Source organism: Anabaena sp. UHCC 0253 (genome assembly GCF_009712085.1).
In the GTDB taxonomy this organism is placed as follows: domain Bacteria; phylum Cyanobacteriota; class Cyanobacteriia; order Cyanobacteriales; family Nostocaceae; genus Dolichospermum.
The window spans coordinates 28914-50332 of the sequence record NZ_VILD01000017.1 but is presented as its reverse complement, the minus strand read 5'-3'; the positions used below and the strand labels follow the sequence as shown (position 1 = coordinate 50332).

General features: G+C 43.3%; 21 protein-coding genes and 2 pseudogenes. 9 read left to right on the top strand and 14 right to left on the bottom strand.

The window, feature by feature from the left end; genetic code table 11:
• The 4 genes and pseudogenes from FJR38_RS26755 to FJR38_RS26740 form a co-directional block, all read right to left on the bottom strand.
• Positions 1-529: pseudogene (locus tag FJR38_RS26755) on the bottom strand (hypothetical protein); the annotation flags it as partial.
• Between the two features lie 415 nt (positions 530-944).
• On the bottom strand, positions 945-1385 hold the full coding sequence (locus FJR38_RS26750) for a hypothetical protein (RefSeq protein ID WP_174764138.1): 441 nt from the start codon (positions 1383-1385) through the stop codon (positions 945-947).
• Positions 1386-1971: 586 nt separating this feature from the next.
• Positions 1972-2874, bottom strand: a complete 903-nt coding sequence (locus FJR38_RS26745) for a hypothetical protein (protein ID WP_254445381.1) — start codon at positions 2872-2874, stop codon at positions 1972-1974.
• A 39-nt stretch (positions 2875-2913) separates the two neighbouring features.
• The gene (locus FJR38_RS26740; RefSeq protein ID WP_168499512.1) at positions 2914-3165 is read right to left on the bottom strand and encodes an HU family DNA-binding protein; all 252 of its coding nucleotides are present in this window, start codon (positions 3163-3165) and stop codon (positions 2914-2916) included.
• A 69-nt stretch (positions 3166-3234) separates the two neighbouring features.
• Here FJR38_RS26740 and FJR38_RS26735 point away from each other — a divergent pair, with 69 nt between their 5' ends.
• On the top strand, positions 3235-3456 hold the full coding sequence (locus FJR38_RS26735) for a hypothetical protein (RefSeq protein ID WP_168499507.1): 222 nt from the start codon (positions 3235-3237) through the stop codon (positions 3454-3456).
• A gap of 26 nt (positions 3457-3482) precedes the next feature.
• Here FJR38_RS26735 and FJR38_RS26730 read toward each other — a convergent pair whose 3' ends face one another.
• Positions 3483-4439, bottom strand: coding sequence for a site-specific integrase (locus FJR38_RS26730; protein ID WP_168540577.1), 957 nt, complete (start codon positions 4437-4439; stop codon positions 3483-3485).
• Positions 4440-4487: 48 nt separating this feature from the next.
• Here FJR38_RS26730 and FJR38_RS26725 point away from each other — a divergent pair, with 48 nt between their 5' ends.
• The 5 genes from FJR38_RS26725 to FJR38_RS26705 all read left to right on the top strand — a co-directional run bounded on the left by FJR38_RS26725 (position 4488) and on the right by FJR38_RS26705 (position 7940).
• Positions 4488-5120 (top strand): hypothetical protein, encoded by a 633-nt coding sequence (locus FJR38_RS26725; protein ID WP_254449600.1) that lies wholly within the window; start codon positions 4488-4490, stop codon positions 5118-5120.
• Positions 5117-5797, top strand: a complete 681-nt coding sequence (locus FJR38_RS26720) for a hypothetical protein (RefSeq protein ID WP_168540570.1) — start codon at positions 5117-5119, stop codon at positions 5795-5797. The genes FJR38_RS26725 and FJR38_RS26720 overlap by 4 nt, the downstream gene beginning before the upstream one ends.
• Before the next feature lie 160 nt (positions 5798-5957).
• Positions 5958-7163 carry an ImmA/IrrE family metallo-endopeptidase gene (locus tag FJR38_RS26715; protein ID WP_168540586.1) on the top strand — a complete coding sequence of 402 codons (1206 nt, stop codon included), beginning with the start codon at positions 5958-5960 and terminating at the stop codon, positions 7161-7163.
• 94 nt (positions 7164-7257) lie between these two features.
• Entirely contained in the window at positions 7258-7545 is a 288-nt protein-coding gene (locus tag FJR38_RS26710; protein WP_168540568.1) for a hypothetical protein, read from the top strand.
• Positions 7545-7940, top strand: a complete 396-nt coding sequence (locus tag FJR38_RS26705) for a type II toxin-antitoxin system VapC family toxin (protein WP_168540566.1) — start codon at positions 7545-7547, stop codon at positions 7938-7940. Before FJR38_RS26710 ends, FJR38_RS26705 begins: the two co-directional genes overlap by 1 nt.
• Positions 7941-8087: 147 nt before the next feature.
• Here the strand turns inward: FJR38_RS26705 and FJR38_RS28900 are convergent, their stop codons facing one another.
• The 6 genes and pseudogenes from FJR38_RS28900 to FJR38_RS26680 all read right to left on the bottom strand — a co-directional run bounded on the left by FJR38_RS28900 (position 8088) and on the right by FJR38_RS26680 (position 15558).
• Positions 8088-8228 (bottom strand): hypothetical protein, encoded by a 141-nt coding sequence (locus FJR38_RS28900; RefSeq protein WP_254449599.1) that lies wholly within the window; start codon positions 8226-8228, stop codon positions 8088-8090.
• A 38-nt stretch (positions 8229-8266) separates the two neighbouring features.
• Positions 8267-8476 (bottom strand): annotated as a pseudogene (locus FJR38_RS28895) (helix-turn-helix domain-containing protein); the annotation flags it as partial.
• A gap of 240 nt (positions 8477-8716) precedes the next feature.
• A complete protein-coding gene (locus tag FJR38_RS26695; protein ID WP_168540564.1) occupies positions 8717-9073 on the bottom strand; it encodes a Spx/MgsR family RNA polymerase-binding regulatory protein in 357 nt (118 codons plus the stop codon).
• 165 nt (positions 9074-9238) lie between these two features.
• The gene (locus tag FJR38_RS26690; protein WP_168540562.1) at positions 9239-11119 is read right to left on the bottom strand and encodes a relaxase/mobilization nuclease domain-containing protein; all 1881 of its coding nucleotides are present in this window, start codon (positions 11117-11119) and stop codon (positions 9239-9241) included.
• A 141-nt stretch (positions 11120-11260) separates the two neighbouring features.
• Positions 11261-11719 carry a hypothetical protein gene (locus FJR38_RS26685; RefSeq protein WP_168540560.1) on the bottom strand — a complete coding sequence of 153 codons (459 nt, stop codon included), beginning with the start codon at positions 11717-11719 and terminating at the stop codon, positions 11261-11263.
• Between the two features lie 593 nt (positions 11720-12312).
• On the bottom strand, positions 12313-15558 hold the full coding sequence (locus tag FJR38_RS26680; RefSeq protein ID WP_168540558.1) for an ATP-binding protein: 3246 nt from the start codon (positions 15556-15558) through the stop codon (positions 12313-12315).
• Positions 15559-15756: 198 nt separating this feature from the next.
• On the opposite strand from FJR38_RS26680, the gene FJR38_RS26675 reads away from it, so the two are divergent.
• On the top strand, positions 15757-15960 hold the full coding sequence (locus FJR38_RS26675) for a hypothetical protein (RefSeq protein WP_168499745.1): 204 nt from the start codon (positions 15757-15759) through the stop codon (positions 15958-15960).
• A gap of 239 nt (positions 15961-16199) precedes the next feature.
• On the top strand, positions 16200-17408 hold the full coding sequence (locus tag FJR38_RS26670) for an RNA-guided endonuclease TnpB family protein (protein ID WP_168499743.1): 1209 nt from the start codon (positions 16200-16202) through the stop codon (positions 17406-17408).
• 58 nt (positions 17409-17466) lie between these two features.
• Here the strand turns inward: FJR38_RS26670 and FJR38_RS26665 are convergent, their stop codons facing one another.
• The 3 genes from FJR38_RS26665 to FJR38_RS26650 all read right to left on the bottom strand — a co-directional run bounded on the left by FJR38_RS26665 (position 17467) and on the right by FJR38_RS26650 (position 20582).
• Positions 17467-17883, bottom strand: a complete 417-nt coding sequence (locus FJR38_RS26665) for a hypothetical protein (protein ID WP_168499741.1) — start codon at positions 17881-17883, stop codon at positions 17467-17469.
• A gap of 170 nt (positions 17884-18053) precedes the next feature.
• The gene (locus tag FJR38_RS26660; RefSeq protein ID WP_168499739.1) at positions 18054-19229 is read right to left on the bottom strand and encodes a ParB/RepB/Spo0J family partition protein; all 1176 of its coding nucleotides are present in this window, start codon (positions 19227-19229) and stop codon (positions 18054-18056) included.
• A gap of 579 nt (positions 19230-19808) precedes the next feature.
• Complete coding sequence (locus FJR38_RS26650; protein ID WP_168499735.1) at positions 19809-20582, bottom strand: AAA family ATPase; 774 nt, start codon at positions 20580-20582, stop codon at positions 19809-19811.
• 404 nt (positions 20583-20986) lie between these two features.
• Between FJR38_RS26650 and FJR38_RS26645 the strand changes: the two genes are divergently transcribed.
• A partial coding sequence (locus FJR38_RS26645; RefSeq protein WP_168540540.1) for a transposase occupies positions 20987-21419 on the top strand: 433 nt, incomplete at its 3' end.

Sequence of the window (21419 nt, the reverse complement as noted above, 5' to 3'; positions counted from 1 at the left end):
TTATTGTTTGTTCTAGGGCGCAGGCTAGGTTGAATGTGGGGATTGGGGCTGTGAAGGGGATGATGAGGTGGTAGCCACCGCTATAACTTGATTGGATGGGTACTAGGCTGAGTATGCCTATGTCTTCTAGGGCGGCTTTGATGGTTTGATAGGCTTCTAGGTTATGGTATTCGCTGCCTGTGTCTATGTCTATTGTGGCGTAACGGGTATATGAACTAAAGCGTATGCCTACTAGTTTGTCGCTGTTTTGATGCAATCTCCACAGTTCCGAGGGCTGGAGGTAATGGTCTTCTGTTCTCCAGCCTGGTTTGCTGAGGAGGTTGTTGGCTGGGGCGATTATCGGACTCCAAGGATGCCAAAAATATTTGACGTAGCGTTTTCCCAACTCGGAGGCTGGTAGGTGGTGTTGGCTTTTTGGGCTGGAACGACGACGGGCTGGTTTGGCGAAGTTGTCTGGGTTTTCTGGTAGATACATGATTGGCTTGCCTCGATGTTTTGTGTTTTTCATCGGGTAGCCGCTAGTTGGCATTTAACCTCTGTGGTTGTAAAAAGCTGCTGTTGGGCTTGAAAGCTCTGAATAAGCCTGATTTTTGTTGCTGTTAGCAATTTTCAGATATTTTCAGGTAAATGAACTACATTTTTTCTCAGATAGAGGCGCAAGGACAGAAGGAAATAGAGAAACAAGAGTGTAGTACCAATACATGAATTCTGCTGTAAGCAGAAATTCCTAGAACTCTTTATATGAAAGAGTTTAGAGCCATTCGCAGATTTTTACTATCTTGGTTTAATGCCTAATTGTTGGTAAAGGGGAAACTCATGGACTAGAATGAAGATCAATTATTTTTTATATTTCTTAGTTAGGGTTGATAGCCCTACTAGAGCGGCTGAGACGACTGATAATCGTTTCGCGGTTTTCTTGATTCAGATCGGATCTATCTTCATTCCTAGCTGGCTTTCTTTCTGGCTTTAAGGCTGGATTTAAAGCTTTCTGTTAGTGTCCATGATGATTGGTTGTCCATGAGTTTCCTGTTAACCAAGCACCTAGCGGCTATCCAACTTTTTTTTGTCAGTTGAGATACTCCACTGGAAGCTGCGACTGTCTTCAGGGGTGGTGATAAAGATTTATTTTCTATTAAAAATTTAGCAGCATTTGTCCGCTGCTCTCGGTACTGGGGATTGGGGACACTTCGACTAGGCTCAGTGACCACTAGGGATTGGGGACTAGGGATTGGGTATTGGGGAGAATTTGCAAATTTTGGAGAGGATTTGCACTGCTTCCAAATATTTACCGCTATTCCCCAATAACAAATCCTGGAGAGATGACTTGTTAGTTCATCCGTACTCCTGTGAGATTTAATTCTGTAATTATCTTGAATTTTGTACATAAATTCCTCCAATTTTGACTATTTTTGAAGCGATTGGAGGAGGATTTCGCATTTACAGAGGGATATTTATGTTTATTTACGTCAATCTCGTTAAAAGACAGCTTTTTTGCTGTTTTTCAGAATTTCGGAAAATTTGCCAAAAAATATCTCCACACTGCACACAATTTATAATAAGATTGTGTACAGTGACAAATACGGATTGTGTTTAACTTCAACTCCAACAGTAAGATCGGTCGGGAAAACTTCACTAACTGTTAAGGGTAATTAAACGCAACTCCTCCTTAAATTCGATTTGCTTCAAAACGGACAAAATGTACTTCTATGTTGCATTTTGTCCTCACCATTTCCACAACTGCATAACCTCCATCAACTCCACAAGACTGAAAGTATTTACTTAATTGCTAATTGTACTCTAAGACGCTGCGATTGGATTCACGGCGCAAAAAGTTCTGGGTAAACCAAAACAGATGTAACTATCATATATCGCTTACGGGACAAAAAGAAGTTTTAGGGTATCTTTGTGAAGTTCTGCAACATACATCCTCTTGAAAATGCGACTGGATGGGTTGTTGGAGGCAATTCATCACTAGATACCAGCCTGGGTTAAAGCCTGACTCAAAACATCAACCAGTGCTAATTGTTCTGCCCAGTCAGCAAGGTAGCCGTAGTCGAGATTTTCGGCTTGCAGTTTGAGTATTCCCAACACGTCACGCCATTGTTTTTCTGATTGACTGCTCCTTCCCCATAACAGCTTTTGCAGCACTAGGTCTTCTGGGGAAATCACCCAAAAGGCTGGCATTCCCTCGATATCAAGTAACGTCCGGCGGGACATTTGCGAGGACGCAAAGGGTGAATTGTCCATGACGTATAAGTCCGCATTGGCGATAGTTTCGGTATGGGTGATGTTAAGCATCCTTTCTCGCCCCTGCTTTAGGTCTGCAACCGCTCCGGCTGGACAATAGTAGAGCGCAGCTTCTAGTGTTGTTACCAATAAGTCAATTTGGTTGGTTTGCACGGAGATGACTAAATCTAAATCGCGGGTGGAACGTGGCTCTCCATGAATTGAACTAGCTACGCCGCCACTGACGTAGTAGGGTATATTAACTGCATTAAGAAAGGTGTGGAGTTCGCCTGCGAGGGCAATGGAATCTTGAATCCAAATTTTTTCATCACCTCCTGTTGGTTGAAACCCTTCTGGAAATTTATCACCTAAAACAGCACGGGTAAAGTGCTGGCGCATTTCTAAAAGCGATGCCTGTGGATGCCGCATTTTTATCCCAGCTAGGCTAAGTTTCTTGACTCCACGCTCATGGGCTGCGTACATTTCTACCCTTTGCTTGAGCGCCAGTTGGCGTAATCGGGTAAACAGGTAGATATCTGCGTCAATGTTGGTGTCGGCTGCTTGCGGTTGATAACCAGGCTTGATGGTTGTTGTTGTGTTGCGTTTAGGTATTTGTTGGATACCTGCCAATTTTTGTTCTGCTGTCATGTGAGCTATTTCATCCCGTTTGTATTAATCCTCGCTACATTAATCCTTATAAGTAGATGACCAGCCAAATATTTTACGTAACCGTTGGGAGGGATTGAATTTAAAAATCCAAGTTTTTGGCTCTACTTTAACGTAAAAAGTCCCAAAGTTCCGTATAGAAACACTTTCTCCTTGTTTGAGCGATTCATAAATTTCTTCGATGGTGGCATCTATAATTTCTGCCACTGTGCCAGTTTCTTTATTTATCCGTTGGCCAACGCGGCCTACCAATTCTTTTTTGTCAATAGACATTTTTAGGTTAAGCTGCTGCACTCCCTTTCAGTTTACAATCAGGTTGCCGATATCGAAGATAGATATCAAATGCCTGTGAATTCCTCCCGTGCTGCAAAACCAACGCCACCAAGCGAGATGATTCGCGTGCCTACTGTACTAATACCCATAGTCCGCCACTTATCAAAATTACACAGTCGGGGACATACAATTGCCTGGCTGCAAGGATTAGAAGAATTGATAGCACAGTTTGTTTTTAGCATGGTGGTGGCAGCGACCACCATGCTAAAAACAAACCAGGGGGGTTCTTGACTAAAGTAAAAGCAGTGGTTTTGCATTCAGCCATCGTAAGGGACATTTAACAACTGTACAGCTTGGCGCTTGGCAACTTCAGGACGCAGATCGTATTTTTGGGTAGTCGCTGGGTCAGAATGACCAGCCAGCCGACTCACAGTTAAAACATCGACACCAGCTTCCAACAAATTACTAATAAACGATCGCCGAAAGTCATGGGGGCTAAAAGGTGCCACCCCAGAACTTTTAGCCCGTTTTTGGAGAATTACCATCACCGCCTGGTCAGTCATCCGCAGAATATGGACGTGACCACCACGCCGCACCGGACAAATCAAAGCACCAGCAGCATTACCTCTAATATTTAGCCAAGCATCTAGAGCCGCCACCGCCCCTGCTGGCAAATACACAGTCCTGAACTTGCCCCCTTTACCCTTGTGGACTTGCAAAGAACCATCTTCCGGCTGATAGTCCCCCAAATCTAAAGCCACCACCTCAGCCCGACGCAACCCAGAACCACTGAGAATAGCGATCAGTGCCGCATCACGCACACCAATCCCATCTTGACTTTGCTTGCAATCGCTCAAAAGTGCAGCAATTTCACTAGTTTTCAGCAGCCGTCCCCGCAAAGCCGAATCACCGCGCACACACTTAATATCCACCGCATGGGCGTAGTCATCGGCACTCATCAACCCCAAGCGAAAAGCTTCCTTCAGCACCCGACGCAAAGCACAAAGCATCCGGTTAACGGTTGCTGGGGCGTACTCTGCCATCAACACAGCCCGAATTGCTGCCGTGTGCTGGTAGCGTAATTTTGACCAATCCAAAGACAAAGCATCGTACTCATCGGCAGTTAGCAAGCGAGCGATCGCATTCAGAGCCTTTTGCATTGTCCGCCTGCTGCCAGCCGTTAAACCAGACAAATAGACCGCCGCCGGGTGCAGCGTCAACGGCGTTGGTGTTGCCAATATTAAGTCTGGGTACTGTATTAATTGCTCTGCCATTGAAAGAGCTTGCGCCTATTATTGGGTAAACCAAAGTTTTAATAACTTATGATCCATTCTACTCCCACACAGCATCCCCTGTATGCTAGATATAAAAGTTGTAGAGTAGTCCTTAGACAGTTGAACCACCCTATCCAGCTTTTGAGAGTTCAAGACTCTCTAGTAGTTGATGCCATTATTACTGAGGTGACAGAGAAACATCTAGCAGATGCCAAAACACTATGGGAGCCGCTACTAGGCGGTACTAGGCAAGAAGACGAATATTGGGATTGGGTGGCAAAAAGCCGAGGGTCTAAGTTGTTACCAGGAGACGAACTTTACGCGATTGAGTGTGATGGGATCACCCAAGGTTTAATTATGCTCGATGTCTTGAAAAAACGCTGCCAAATTCAGTCTCAACTCAGACGGAGATTGGTTTACATCAGAGCTTTGGCAACTGCTCCCTGGAATAGACCTGCTATTCTTAATCCTCCTACATATAAAGGTGTGGGTGGCAATTTCATTGACTTTGCTATTTCTCGGAGTTATGAATTAGGTTATCAAGGCAGAATAGCGTTACACGCCCTAGAAGGTGCGTTAGGATTTTACAGAAAGCTGCGAGTAGGACTGCTAGATTGTGGTCCTGATCCAGAAGAACCTGATAATCTTGTGTATTTTGAAACAATACGGAGAGAGCCATGACCCAATCAATTCCTTTCTCTGTCGGAGATACTGCACTAACACAATCTGAATCTTCTACAAATGGTGTAATTCAGCACAAACGGTTGATGGAGTTGATAGAGGCAGAGGATGCTGCTAACGGGGAAGTTGGCTGTGGTCGGGGAGAGCGGTTTTCAGTTGATATCAATACGTCTGGTATCAATATCTCGGATGGCAATTTCCGAACTTTGCTGAGGGAACACTTAGGGCATTTATTGATGGAGCGGGACTTTGATTCCATTACAACCCAGGTAAGTCGCTTTATTGAGTCAAATTTAGTACAGGCGAACGTTCAGCATCAACAACATTTGCCCGTGGGGAGAGAGCAAGTTGTCGAATATATCTCTAATGAAGAACTCAGAGGATTTTTCCAAGCCGAGTTGGGTGAGTTCTGTAATGATGTGATACTTGAGCAGATAATCCAGTTTACTCATGACTGTGTTTATAAAGCTGTGCTTCAGCCGCGACATACCTGGCCTAAACCTCTTTGGGTGCTGACAACTGGTGAGAAAATTTACGTTGCTCAAGCATCTGATTTGGATGATGCTATAAACAAAGTTAAGGCACAGTATCCTCAAGAAACTAGGACGTTAGCAGTTTTGACTGTTGGTGGGATGCTAGGACCATCGCCGGTGATTTGTTTAGAAAGGGTTAATTAGGCAATTGTTAGCTTTTTTGTATCGGCAATCTAAATGCCATCCCTGCAAAGAACTAGGGTTAAATGCAATACTACACGGTAGCAAACTCTAGAAATATGTTAAAATTATAAATGTGGAAGCAATAAAATAACAATTTGTTAATAGCAAGATCCAAGAGGTGATGTTTGTGCTGAATTCCCTTGACCGTCCATCACCAGCAATCCGTTTGGGAGAACGAATTCGCCTAGCTCGTGAAATGGCAGGATTTACCCAAAGTGAAGCCGCTCAATCATTGGGGATTACTGCTGCTGCACTCAGTCAGTATGAAAGTGGTAAGCGGAGAATCGAGGCACTCACAGTAGATAGGCTGGCTCGTCTATATGGTGTGCCTGTCACCTACTTTTTTGTAGAAGTTAGCACATCAGACCAGCCCCCCATGCAGTCAGACTGGGAAACGGCACTGCGGACTCTGGCTAATCATCTGGCCATTGCCGGGAAGACTGGTATTGCTAAACTCATCCAACAAATTCACAATTTGGAGGAACTTTACCAACTTACCGCCACCCCCTTTCCTGGTAAGCCCCATCCCCCGTTTGCAGCTCTGGGCAAGGAAAATTTCACTGACTATGAGGTAGCAGAATTTGCTCAAAAAGCACGTCGCTACTATAATTTGGGCATTGCTCCTTTACTTAACGTCAAGGGGTTTCTTGACGCGCAAGGCTATCAAGTTTTCGCTATTGCTCTGGGGCTAGAGAAAACGGATATCTCAGGTCTGTTCTTTTTGCATCCACAGCTAGGTCCAGTTGTAGTATTTAACGAAAATCAGGCTTATATTCGCTCTCAAATCACTCTGTGCCACGAAATTGCCCACCACCTGTTTCATTGGGATAGGCCAGCAATTTTGTGTCGTGATTCAGCGCGGGCTGATTTGTTAGAAGACTTTGCCAATCGGTTTGCGTCTTACTTCCTCATTCCCCCGGAGGGATTGCAGGAACGACTAGAAGTGATGGGAATTAAGACAGTCAAGCATCCAGAACAAGCAACTCACATTGCTCGTTACTTTGGCGTTAGCTATCAAGCTACAATTTACCGACTAGAAGCTGACCGCAAGTTAGGCGCTCCCATAGAAACATTTACTGATAACGTCAAACCAATGGCTATAGCTAAATCTTTGGGATATGGACCATCTCCCTATCAGTTTGGATTGCGGCCTTTACCACCCGAAGAACGCTTACCGAGAATTTTTGTGGAACTAAGCTATCGTGCGCTGACTCAGGAAATTCTCTCTTTGCGGCGAGTGGCTGAAATTCTAGGGATCAGTGATCTTGAATTAGAAGATAGGCTCTACGGAGAAGAAGTGGCAGATTCCGCAGAGGTTTATGTCTAAATTTGTGCTTGATCCAGTGGTGCTGGAGGAATTGACCCAAATACATTGTCAATATTCAACAGTCATCAATTAACAAAATAGGAGGAAATCAAATATGAAAGTTAGAGGCATCAAACGTGGTCAAAATATTGAAATTTTAGAGACACTTAATAACATTCCCGATGGGACAGAAATAATAATAGACTTAGGATTTATTGAAAATCAAATAACGAAACGACAACAAGCATTAACAGAAACGGAGAAACTAGCAAAACTCAATCAATTATTCGGGGCTTGGAAAAACCAACCTGAATTAACCGAAATATTTGCAGAAATTGACCAAGAACGCCATACTTATCAAGGTAGAATCATAGACTCAATTGATAATCAGGATAACTGCTAATGTATCTACTAGATACCAACATTTGCATTGCACTACTCAACGAAAATCCCCAAGCTGTTACTAAATTCAATCGCTACTTTAGCCAATGTTATCTATCCATCATTGTAGTTTCAGAACTCTATAAAGGAGTTTATTGTTCTCAACAGGTAGCCAAAAATTTGGAGACATTAGCCCAGTTCACAGAACTTTTACCAGTAGAACCATTTGAAATAGAAGCAGCTATCGAATTTGGACAGATTCAAAGCGAACTCAGAAAAATTGGGAAACCAACAGGAGAATTTGATGCTTTAATTGCTGCTGTGGCTCGTTCTCGTGACGATATTCTCGTTACTAATAATATCAAAGATTTTATTAATATTCCCAACTTAAAATTAGATAACTGGTTAGAAAACTGACTCTATCATACCAAGGATGAGAGAATTTTAACCAAACCGAATACCGAATACAGTAGGTGACGAGGACACGAATAATAAGCCTACTGCGATGACATTTGAGCATTTAACAACCAGCAGAATATAGTGACATACTCCACACACTCCCTTTCAGGTGAGTGTGGGCTTCTCAACGACTCCTAATCCGGACATTGATTGAGCTTTAAGACCGTGTGTCCCACGGTTCTTGATATTTATAGCCGCGTTCAAGTCCCTACACAAATTTGTATGACATACAGGGCAATTGTGCATTCTTTGAGATAGCGGCTTTATTACCTTAGAACCACAAGCTGACTAAAGCGGTTAGGCTTATCTTTCAGTTCTGGTAAATGGCAAACGAAAATGGAACATCTATCTATATAGCAACGATTCTGCTCATACCAATCAAAGCGTTGAGCAAGTTGATAATTGTACTGACACCGCAGCATATCTAGTGTTTTATCAATATTTTCCACTTGTTCTTTTGTTGGCTTTAATCGGTACTGATAAGATATTTTCATTTTATTTTTTATTTCGACCTATTTATAGGATAACATAAGTGATTGCAGCAGAATAATCATAATTTTTAGCAAGATATACTCTGCCAGATTCAATTGATTTTTTAGGTGTGTTTTGTAGAATTCAGGTAACATTATCAATAGATAGTCCTTATTGAGAAAAGTGCTTCTATCTTTTTTTACCATAAATCGGTACAATCTTTATCTGATAAGCTTTTTAGACTATTTCGTCATCCCGTCAGGTTAAAGTCCCAATTTTTGCCGGACTACTTCATCTTTGTCCTTGAAGCCTATCAGCACAGCCATTCCATCCAGTAGGAAAAGGGGGCGCTTGAGCAGCATTGCATCCTTGGTAAATGCCTCAATCCACTGCTCATCTGTCCAAGTCTTCTTGTCATCACCTAAAGCCCGGTAGGATTGACCAGAAGTATTTCGCATAGCAGCAGAACCCAAAGACTTTACCCAGTTTTCGATCTGGTCACGAGTTGGGGGAGTTTCTTTGGTGTTAATAAACTCATAGTCAATACCGTTGTCTTGAAGCCACTTGAAAGCCTTTTTGCAGGTTCCGCAGTTCGGTATTCCGTAGATTTGAATGGACATAAAAAAGGTTAATCAACATTGTCTTCATTTGATATTACTTGTATATATGCCATTTATTTTAAATGACAAAACTTTCTTTTTAACATACAATTTTAATTACAAAAATATCCGACTTATTGGCAGCAAAATCATAAATTAGTGCAACTAGTGCAACAGATAAACCAGCTACAATTCCAGTTGTTTTTGTTCGCTTCTTTGTTTCTTAATACTGGCTTCATGTTGTTGTTGCAGTGCTGACTTGACATAGGGTGAAACTTGTTTGACAAAATAATTAGTTGTTCCTTGGGAGAGGCAGGAACTTCTCACATCCCAGGATTTAATTTCTCTATTCCAAGCTGCTTCCATGATGGGAAAATCATCTCCAGTTCTGCCCAAAGTTAAACACTCTCCATCCCACTCCGCAATGTAGTGTTCCCAGGTAAAGCGAGTTGTTTTCTTAAGATTTAAAAGAGCAGCAACTATGGGTGCAACAGTTTCTGCGCGTTGTTGTTGTTGTTGTTGATGGCGATTTTCTGATTGTTTGATTAAATCTTCTTTGAGGGCAAGCATAGCATGAACTTCCGAGGGGGTCATTTCGCTTTCGGTGGGTAATGCTTCCCAGTCATCACTATTACGTCTAGCCCGCAGAATTTCGCTTTGGTCTTGTGTGCGACGCAAGGAAATTTCAGTGGCAGATATTCGCTCGGCGATAAAGTCTTTGTCAAGGCAGCAATTTGTATTTGCTAAAAGTAACTCGTCAATATCTGCTGCAAACATCGCTGTGCATTTAATCTGATTGGAACTGATGGACAGATATTGGTTACTGGCAGATAAAGATGAATTAGAAACAGATGCAGATTTATTGCTATCAGATAGCTGTTGGTTACTGGCAGATAAAGATGAATTAGAAACAGATGCAGATTTATTGCTATCAGATAGCTGTTGGTTACTGGCAGATAAAGATGAATTAGAAACAGATGCAGATTTATTGCTATCAAATAGCTGTTGGGTATGATTCTCCAAGTCTTCTGGTAATAGTTGCATTTGTTCCCCAGCAGCAATCGCTGCTGGTACTGCGGAGCCGATAGCGATACCTGTCGTAGCCTTTGGCACTGCGCTTGGCGCAATGCTTGCGGCGGGCGTAGCCATCGCCTTCTGGTGGGTGTGGGTCTGCTCCGCCAATGCGGAGCCTGTCCGCAGGACATACAGTGGGCGTTTCGCCATCGCTCTTAAAAAAGGTAAATCACGGGTGGGGTTATAATCAACTCCCCGGATTGTTTGCAGTTTTTTCCAGCTACAGTTTTTTAGCTGCGACCCCCGACACCGAAATCCTTCATACTCAAAGGTTAAGCCTTTCATTTCATCACCAATGATGGTAGGGTAGACATCAACCCCCTGGTGCTGAAGCCTACCGATGAAGATTTGGATGTGAGGTTGATTTTCAGCGGCGGCAATGACCATACGTTCCAATCGTTGCTTAGTTGGTTCTGCTGGTGGTGTATTCCGCAATCCGGTGTCATATTCTTCTTGTTCTCGCAACATCCGACGCTTTTGTCCGGTGGTGGGGGCAGAATAATCAATCTCTGCACTGGGAGTCAGTTGATATAGATGCCACCGTTGCTCGATTTCTCGTGTCAGTTCTTCGGCACGGGTTTTGTCTTGCCAGTCGTTGATGCGGGTAAAGTTATCACATTCAAAGGTGTGAATCATGATATGAACGTGAGGCGGTGCATATAGGTTGTGCTGTAGTTGACTTTCTGTGGGTTTATGCTTAATCATCAGCCACAGGTTGTTGGTGTAGCCTAGTCCGTTGATCATGAAGTTACCAATTTCTAGCCACTCGTCAGGAGTGAGGCTGTCTGTGTGGTGGGGACTCATGGTGATGTGCTTGGTATCTTTGTCGGTGCGAGGATTTTGCCCTGATATGGCACGCCATTCTTGAATGATTTGGGTGTAAGTCTGCCCTGCTATGTTGCCACCATACAACTCGAATTCTTTGTGTTTATCCATGAGATAACGCAGTAGACCACCGGGGTTATTGCCAGTAGGAACAACTTTGGTCAGCATTGATTATTCTCCAGTTCAAGGTCTAACGATATCTGCAATAGGAAAGAAGGACAACCAACTTGTGCATTTAATCCAATCCTAATCCGCCAAAAACTTACTTGCTGCGTTTCCCCTTTTGGAAGCCCATGATAACTTCTACATCTAATTCCAGTCTTCGTCATCAAAGTCCAACTCATTTGTTGAACTTGCTTCATTTTCGCTGTTGTCATCGACACCGGATAATTGCAATCTCACTTCACGTAATTCTGAGCGCACTTCCTCTAAGAAATCATCCAAGTTCCTAATCGTGCTAAGTAACTGCTGGTGAGTCACTTTTGATGCAGGTGGATTTTGTTTTAGGAGAGCGATCGCTGTTTGTAAATTCTTCTCTAAATGTCTCAGTCTCAGGTCAACTTGTCCCATTTGTAGACTGGTTTTCACATTAATAGCTGGTACTTTTGGCGGACTAATGGGACGACTTTCTACTCGTCTTCTAATAAATTCAGCTAGGGGTAAAGCATAGAACTTAGCCATTTTTTGCCAGCGACTTTTTTCTATAGGAGTTAAGCGCAGCAAAAAGGTTGAAGTTTTATCCTGTTTAGGCTCTGGTGGTGAGGTCATAGCAACGAGCTTCTTTGTAGTGACAATTGAGAATGTTTTAGAAGAAATAGCTATATGCGATACCAGAGAAGATGTGAGACAATCTGAGAGTAATTGACTGAACGTTGATGCAAATAGCGATTGCACCCTAAGATTTAGGTTGTTATCAATTTTTGTATATACGTCCTCCCTGCTTGCTTCTGGCTTTAGAGTGCTATAACCATCTGTGTTGTACCTGAATTCCACATTATTGGGTTGGTTATCCAGCAGCATCCATCAATAGTAACATTTTCAATCAATTGAATATAGAAATTTACAATTTAGTGCAATACACCCAAGTCCTTAGCTCACTGAAGCGATGGCTACAAACCTGTACTTTATGCAAACAATAACCCTATGAAAGTCACTTTCGGAAACACAAAATCTGATAGCGGTAACGTGGCGTTACCAATAACCTTTATTTAACAAGGTTTTTGGCAATTTATTAATATTTAAAAATGTTCGCAATATTCTGTTGGTAATAAAATGTTGAAACATGAGAGCATATCTTGATTTGAAAATTAGGGAATTATTTTTGTGATTCCTGATTCTTAACGAAGAAACAACAATTGTAATTATCGTATTTCTCCAAATTGCTGGATATATTCTACTAATTGTTTGGTATAACCACCTTCAGAAAGTCTGTCTAAATTCCCCACGAGGATAAACAGTTCTCTGGCTCGGCTGACAGCAACATTGAGTAAATTCGGTTTGCGATTAATAAACCAAAGGCTATCAGTGGGTTCTGATTGGCGAGTTGAGAAGATTATCGCAGATTTCTGACCACCTTGGAAGGTGTGGACTGTGCCAATACTATTGGCTGAAAAGTCGGAAGAGCGTGATTGTAACCGTTCTTGCAAGGCATTTGCTTGGCGACGATAAGGTGAAATTACGCCTATTGTGTTTTGATTGCTAGTATTTTGATTGTTGGGAGAATTGAAGCTGTAACCTGCCTCTAGCAATTGGGCAATTAACGTTTCTACCACATCAACTTCTGCCCAATTTATATGGTTTTCTGGCTTTCCTTCAATATGGCAAGCAATTAGGTTAGCACCTAAAAGAGATGGTTTGGGTTCTGTTTTGATGATCATGCCATAATTGCACAGGCGATCGCTAATTTCGGCAATCACTGGCACACACCGATAATGATATTTGAGGATAATGCCGTTACCAATGTCTTCTGGTTGTGCTGATGCTCCTGCGGCTCGGTGATAAGCTGTGGTAGCGGTGGGACTGTAGCAGTCATAATCTGCATCTGTAAGTCCCCTTTCTAGGAAGGATTTACCACGATATTCTTCTTTCTTCTGGTCGCTTAAATTAATGACTGGTTCTAGTTGTAAGGGGTCGCCGACAATCAAAGCCTGACGACACCGCACTAACACTGGAAATACCTGATGTGGAGGAATCTGACCGGCTTCATCTACAATGACTTGGTTGATACAACCGCTATCAGGATAGGGGAACAGACGGCGAATAGAATGCAAGGTACTCAGGAAAACGGGAAACAACAGGCTGATATCACGATAAATGTTTCGCCAATGCAAGGACATTTGACGAAAAGCGTCCCATTCGTTATTTAACACCCCAATGTAAGTTTTAATAGCAGCCATGACTTCATCTTTTCTGCGTTGTGCTTCCTGTTGTTGAAATTGCCAAGCACACTCGAATAACTGTACTTGCAGTGTGTGTAATTCGCTGTAGAAACGACTGGAGAAATCTTGGTTAGGATAAGTGGCAAGTCGATTTTGGACTTGTTGTTGCTGGCGTTGTCGGTCAGTGAGTTGACGTTGTAAGTCGGTTAATTGGCGTTGTAATAATTCTAGCTGTTGGTGTCTGTGGTTAAGTTGATTTTGTTGCTGTTGCCAATCAGATACTTCTTTCAGTAGCAGGGAAACATTTTGGCGGGCTGCTAATAAAGATTCAATTGTCAGGGGAATTTGAAAGGGAAAGGGTGTAGCTAGGGTTGCCAATACGGGCATTTCTATTTGTTTGTGCAAGCGTTTGAGAATATGGCGCGGGCTGTTTCTGGCTATCTGCTGCCAAAATCGTTGAATTGTTTGCCATAGTTTAATTCTCTGCAATAGTTTGATTGTTTGTAATAGTTTAATTGTTTGCAATAGTCGAATCAACCAGTTGTGGTTTTGACCTAAAAATTGCCTGTTACTTTCACGAGGTAAGGAATGATTTGCTGTGTTCAAGTGTTGATCTATCTGCTGGTACGCTTCAATGGGAAATTTGGAGTAGTCGCGTGAGTGGTTTAATGGTGAGGGGGGTTGGGAGTCATAGTAATGCCGTGATGGAGTTCGTGATGACGATGGTGGAAATTCAAAATCTGAGTTAGGAGAAACGTTTCTCCTAGATTTTATGGGGTTATTTTCTGTAGAGTTATTTATCGCTTGATGAAGGAACTGAGAATTGTTCGATGATGGGGTAAATGGTAATGGGGAGTGAGCGCGAGAGTTGTTTTGAGAGGAGTCTGTCGGTAATGACAATGGAGGCTGTAAATCCAAATCCGAGTTAGGAGAAACGTTTCTGCTAAATTCTGGATTCACTTCTACAAAGCTATTTATCGCCTCTTGCAGCCGTTGTACATCTCTATCTAGTTGCTCTAATAATTGCTCATCAGCAATCTTCTGTTGTTGGTAATATTCATCTTGCTTGATGTGAAATTGTAGTTGCTGCACAAGAGCTAACAATTGTTGCTTGGCTGACTCCCATGCAGTTGGGTTAAAGGTTTCTCTAGCTAGTGAGTCGAGTGCAGTTTGCAAAGAGGGCAAAACTTGGGTGTCAACTAATTCTTTGGAGCCGCCTGATAAGTAGAAGCAGTTTTGGGGAAAATGGCTCTCTAGGAGTTCTTCAACGTTGTTGACTGCATGGTTGTTGGTACTGGTGACTAAAGTTAGGTTACTTTCATCTTCAGCTTCTGTGGCTAATTGCACGGCGCGGCGGACTACTTGTTGTGCTATTTTGTGTAACAGCAATGTGGTTTTACCATTCCCCGGTGGTCCAATTACGGCGGTGAGGGGTTGAGATTGGCAATGTCTGAGAGCCTGGGCTTGATAGTCGTCGGGGGGTAAGGTCGGGAAAGCACCGAGAAATAGTAAGTCCTGTAGGGGTGCGATTGGTTGTCCAAACAGATATTCGTAAGCGGGATGTCCAGGGACTGCCCAATTCCATTTTCGCTGTTCGCTGATTTTCTGGAAGTCTTTGTTGAGGTTATGGTTGAAGGCTACGTAGCCAAAGTTTAGCAGGTAGGGAAGCAGTTTTGAGCGCACAGGAAAGGGTGGTAATTCAATCAGTCCAATCCAGTCTTGTAGGGTTTTAAAGGGACGATTGAAGGTGGTTTCCAGAAAAACTTTGAGTCCTTCTTTGGTGACTAGGGACTCTGCGGCTTCTTCTTCTAGTCCGTACCACTGCATTAAGTTGGGGATGACGGGTTGAAACTCGAATGTCGTTAAGTCCCAGCCGCTTTGGCGATAATTGCCATCAAAGATAGGAGAAATGTCAATGGTAAAGAGGGGGCGAAACTGACGGCGATTTCCTTCAATGAGATAAAGCTGGGGAAAGGCGACGGCGATTGATGGTGGGTTGGCTTGAGGTTTAGTTTGAGATTTGGTTTTTGAGGTTTTGAAGGGTTGTTTGAGTTGTTTGAATAAGGATTCGTCTAGCAATAATTTATCGCCTACTAAATTTACACCAGAGTCCCAGATATGGGGTTGTTCTTCGTCACCAGCTTCGACTTTGGCATTAGTCAAGTTCTCAATGTGGATGTAATGCAGCCAGGTTTGGAGCAAGTCGCGAATCTGTGACTCTTGTGCCATTTTTCGTCTCCTCCTAGAATTGCCATTGAAGCACAGGGTACTAGAATTTCCGAACAATGTCATCTAACAAATGACTGAATTTTGTCAGGGCTTATACAGAAAGGTTGAGTAGCGTTTATATTTTCCCATCTCGGCATCTCGGATCAATGTCAATGCAGCAACTAGTATAATTTTATTATACCCCACTTAAACCCCTTCATGGTTACCCCAGAACTCGAACAACAACTCCTTCAGCTTTCCCCCAACGAAAAACTGTATATTATCCAAGTCCTTGCCCAAAGCTTGACTACACACAGCACCCACCCAGAGCAACCAAGCAAACTCTCAGAATTCTTCCGTCAATCTCCCCTGGCTGAATTCAGCGAAGAATTAGACTTGAGCCGAGAACCAAAACCGCTCTGACTGGCTAGAAAACATCATCTCACAACTTAATCTAGTTCCCCGCCCTTGCTCTCTTGCAAAAGATAGGTGTAGCGACCTTAGTATTGCGGGTCGCTACAGATAGGGATACAGCCAAATCGCAACAATATCTGTTTTTTTTACCATAAGCCACCGAATGCCGCTCCCTCAACGAAGTAGGGAGGGGATGAAAGGTGGGTTAAAATCTGTGTTATGATTACGCTATTAATTTGAGCGTAAAGATGCTGGTATTTGAAGCCAAACTAGAAGGGACGAACGAGCAGTACCGGAAGCTGGATGAAGCTATCCGCACTGCTCGTTTTGTTCGTAATAGTTGTGTTCGATACTGGATGGATAACAAGGACATTGGCAAATACGAGTTGAGCGCATACTGCGCTGTACTTGCTGCTAATCCTGATTTCCCCTATGCTGCGAAGCTGAACTCGATGGCTCGGCAAGCTAGTGCCGAAAGAGCATGGTCTGCAATCGCTCGGTTTTTTGATAACTGCAAGAAAAATCAACCAGGGAAAAAGGGATTTCCAAAGTTTAAAAAGCACCAAACACATGGTTCTGTAGAGTACAAGACTAGTGGCTGGCGACTTTCTGAAGACCGTAGGTACATCACTTTCTCAGATGGGTTTAAAGCAGGAACCTTTAAACTGTGGGGGACTCGTGACCTGCATTTCTACCAACTTAAGCAGTTCAAAAGAGTCCGAGTCGTGCGCCGTGCAGATGGCTATTATTGCCAGTTTTGCATTGACCAAGAACGAGTTGAGAGGCGAGAACCAACGGGTAAAACTATTGGTATTGATGTGGGATTGAACCACTTTTACACCGATAGTAACGGGGAAACAGTTGCTAATCCTAGACATCTTCGTAAATCAGAGAAGTCTTTGAGACGTTTACAGCGTCGGATGTCTAAGACTAAAAAAGGTTCTCAAAACCGAATTAAGTTTAGAAACAAACTTGCACGGAAGCATCTCAAAGTAAGTCGCCAGCGTAAAGACTTTGCTGTCAAGACAGCAAGGTGCGTGGTGAGGTCTAACGACCTCGTGGCGTATGAGGATTTGATGGTGCGGAATATGCTCAAGAATCATTGCTTGGCTAAGTCGATTAGTGACGCTTCCTGGTCACTGTTTCGTGAATGGGTTGAGTATTTTGGTAAAGTGTTTGGTGTTGTCACGGTTGCCGTTCCACCCCACTACACTTCGCAGAACTGCTCTAACTGTGGTGAGGTTGTCAAAAAGACTCTTAGCACTAGAACTCATATCTGTCCTCATTGTGGACATATCCAAGACCGGGATTGGAATGCAGCACGGAACATTTTAGAAAAAGGTCTAAGTACGGCGGGTCACGTCGGAACTAACGCCTCTGGAGACATCGACCTCTGCGTGGGTGGGGAAACTCCTCCAAGTAAGTCGGGTCGCAGAAAGAGGAAACCCAAAGAGTAATCTTTGGAATCTCCACCTTCAACGAAGTAAGGTGGGGAGGATGTCAAGGAAACCCTGATTAAATTGGTTCAAATATCCCATTATCAATTGATTCAAGACTCTTTCTATCTATGACAGACTCAATTACCCATCCTTGACCTTTATATCTGCCGTTAAGGTAGCACTGCTGCCTAATTGTTTCTCGCTCTGCTTGCTGTCGTTTAGTCCATTGTTTTGGCTCTAAATTAAGCTTCAAAACTTTACTGTTGACCTGCATAGTAATAAGAGGATTAAGCTCCTTGATACATTCTTCCAAGGTTCCTTCTGCCACAAAAATTGAGTCTGACGGTTCTATATCGTCAATTTCCCAAGCTTGCCAGTAGTCGCTTAACTCGAATATTCCTCCTTGAGAGGAATTTGCGTTTTCGGGACGGGAATGAATTTTGCGTTTGGAGTCTAGCTGCATTACTTCAGCTAAAGGGTTTTTCTTTGCCATTGTTGATACTCTTTGATGTTTGATGTTTACCTAACTGTGTGAGAATGCCCCCACCAAGCTGGCGCGGTGTAGCGGCGAGAGGATGTCAATTGTTTCTATAGTCTAATAGATTGTCACCACCTCACTCCCTCAAAAGTGGTGAGCATTGGTTGGGGGTTTCTAGGTCAGTCCTATTGATCATCACCTAGTAAAGCTTCGAGTTTACTCAGGAGGGTTTCTAGTTTCTTTTGCTTGGCAGGTTGTTCCCAGAGTTTACGCTTGTTAATGCTCTGGGTGACGTTTTTGAGACGCTCTGGTATTTGGTTGGGTGATTTTGCGGATGGGGGTTGAGCCGGTTGGGTATTAGCAGCGATTTGTGCTTTGATTTCACTTAAAGACCAGTTGTGTGCGATCGCTTGGTCTAAGAGTTGTGTACAGAGAGCATTATCTTTAACCCGTGCCAAGGCTTGTGCTTTGGTATACTCTAGTTTGCCCTCTCGCAATGCTGTTAAAATCGCCAGAGGCAGATTGAGTAAGGGTAGGCGCTTGGTGGTGAAGGACAGCCAATTCATCATTCCCAAGCTTTCAAACACCTCTTGTACTTTTTTTACTTTCTCTTCATCTGGGTTAGGAGAAACGTTTCTCCTAGATTGTGTTTCTTCAGTTATTTCTGAGTGAGTCGAAACATTACTAGCAGATTCTGAAATTGTTTCTCCGTTTTCGGTAGGTGAAACAGAATCACTCAGGTCAGTCGAAACATGACTAGGAGATTCCGTCTCATCAGTTGTTTCTGAGTTAGGAGAAACGTTTCTCCTAAATTGCTCCTCAGAGTCTTTTAACTGCTTTTCACCTTTGCTACTGGCATTTTTCATCCGGTACAGCAGGGATTTGACCGCTTCCACATCCGACTCTAACCGAATAGCCAAAAGATGCAAGATGCCTTCTGTTTCTTCAACTGGGTTGAGGTCTTGTCGTTGCAGGTTTTCAATCAGGGCTAACTGAAAAGCCTGGTCATCGGATAACTCACGTACAACCACTGGCACTTCTTCCAGTCCTGCTTCTGTGGCTGCACGATAACGGCGTTCTCCTGCTACTAATTCGTATTTCCCGGCTGTTTTTCCTCCTGTCAGTGGACGCACCAAGAGGGGATGGAGGATGCCGTGCTGTTTAACTGATGCAATTAATTCTGTTAATGCTTGGGGGTCAAAGTAGCGTCTGGGTTGCTGTGGAGGCAGGTGAATGTCTTGGAGTTTGACTTTGCTTTCAGCAGCGGGTGGAGTGTCAGCTTCCACTGGGGATAACCAAGGGGCTGGGGGTGGAGTGGTAATTTGACCAGCAAAGGGTTTTTCGGTGCGTTTGCGTACCATTGTAGGGAATGTGTTTGAATTGGGGACAGAAAGGGGAATGCTGCAATAAATGGGGTGAAATGAGCAGTGATACTGAAACTTACGCGAAGAACTTAATGAGCCACTTTCAATAGTGTGATAGCGAACGCGAGTGCGTCCCGGAGGGAACTAGCGCTGCCGCAAGTAGATAGCGAAGCGCGACCTAGGAATCGCTAGGAATAAAACTGTACCAATTGAAGTCTCGGAAATTTAGAAGCCTCAAAGCCTTATTCCGCTTTGAGTCCTTTTGTGACTCGACATCTGAAGCGGTACGGTAATTATATGGTGAATCTGCATAATATTCCTCAGCCGTTGGAGGTGGCAATCTCTTTACCTCCTGAAATTTTTCAAATCTAGATATAGTAAGGGTTACAGCCTGAGCGCAAGTTTATATACGATTGCTCATTTGTAACCGCTCAATAAATGGGGGCGGACTACCTGTTCGGGAACGATTTTACGGCATTTGAGGCGTGTCATGGAAGGATTTACCCCGGATTATTGAGCGGTTACGCTCATTTCCTCCCATTACCGGGGCTTTCAGCGATGAAAACAGGTTTAGGTTTATATAGCGGACTCCAGAGCAGAAGCAATTTCTTTAAGGATAGCAACAGCAGGATGTTTGGGGTCAAATACTGCTAGGGGCGCACGTTCTTCTGTGGCATCGACAAAGGCGGTAGCTCTGGGGATGGGTGGGAAGATTCGACCCCATGCTGAAAGTTGTGCTTGGATGGCTGCTAATGCTCGTTTATCGGCTGAGTTTTGTTGAGCATAGCGGGTGGGAACAAAGCCTGCGATTTGTAATTTGCGGTTGGGTTTGTTTTTAACTTGAGTGATGGTTTGCAAAAGTTCGTCTGTTCCCTCGAAGGCTTTGAGATGGGTTTCGATAGGAACGAGGACGTGGGTGGCGGCGACTAGGGAGATATAAGAAAGTAATCCTAAGCTGGGGGGACAGTCAATAAGAATGAAGTCGTAGGCATCTAGAACTGGTTCTAGGGATTCTTTGAGGCGCAAGTCACGCATGGCGGCACTAACTAGCTGCATTTCGGCTCCACTCAGGAGTCGGTTAGCTGGTGCTATGTCCATGCCATGAATGCCGGAATGAATGGGTAAGGGCTGCTCGTCAATAATGGCATCAGCTACGGTTTTTTGTAACTGTGATGGGACTAAGCCCATGAATTTGGTTAAGGAGGCTTGGGGGTCGATGTCGATGAGAAGGACACGATGTTTTTGTTGGGCTAGGTGGTAGCCCAGGTTTTGGGTGAGTGTTGATTTGGCGACACCACCGGCTTGGTTAAAGAGGGCTATGATGCGACACTGTTTTTGAGAATTTGACACTGGCTTTCGTTCCTAAAGGTAGGATGACTTTAGTGAATTGGCTCGTTTTTATATATCTTCCAGTTTATAAAATATGGGGCAAGACTAGCTGTTGTGGCTCGCAATTATAAATGCTCCGGCTTGCAAACAAGACATTTTCCGGCTCACATTATTTGCAACTGAAATGTTGGTTCGGCTCAATTTATCTGCAACTAGGCTCAGATTATTTGCAACCAGTTTGCAATCATTACTCTCCGGCTCACATTAATTGCAAATAAGCTAGAAGTTATTAGCTGCAATAACTAGGGCTTGCTGAATAAACATAAAACCGGGACAAATAGATGACTTGATGGGGATAGAAAGTGAAAAAGGTGCAAGAAAAAGAGTTAAAATGAGTAAAATCCCTTGCATTAAGGCGCATTAAGATGTATAGAAAAGCGCAAGAACAGGAAACAGCACCGGAAAAGTTTCAACTACCCTTCGAGGAGAAATTGGCATTAGACAACCGATGGGTAATTATGGCAAAAATGATCCCTTGGTCGGAATTTGATGGCGAATACGCAGCAATATTTTCAGAAAAAATAGGCGCACCAGCCAAAACATTTAGGATGGCACTGGGGGCATTAATAATCAAAGAAAAGTTAGGAATAAGTGATAGAGAAACAGTAGAACAGATCAGGGAAAATCCTTATCTACAATACTTTATAGGGATGTCAACCTATAGTAATAAACCACCATTTGACCCTTCGATGTTAGTTCACTTTAGAGAAAGAATAGATATAAACCTAGTTAACAAAATCAACAGAGAAATAGTAAAACAGGCGTTAGAAATACCAGAGGAGACAGTACAAGAAAAAA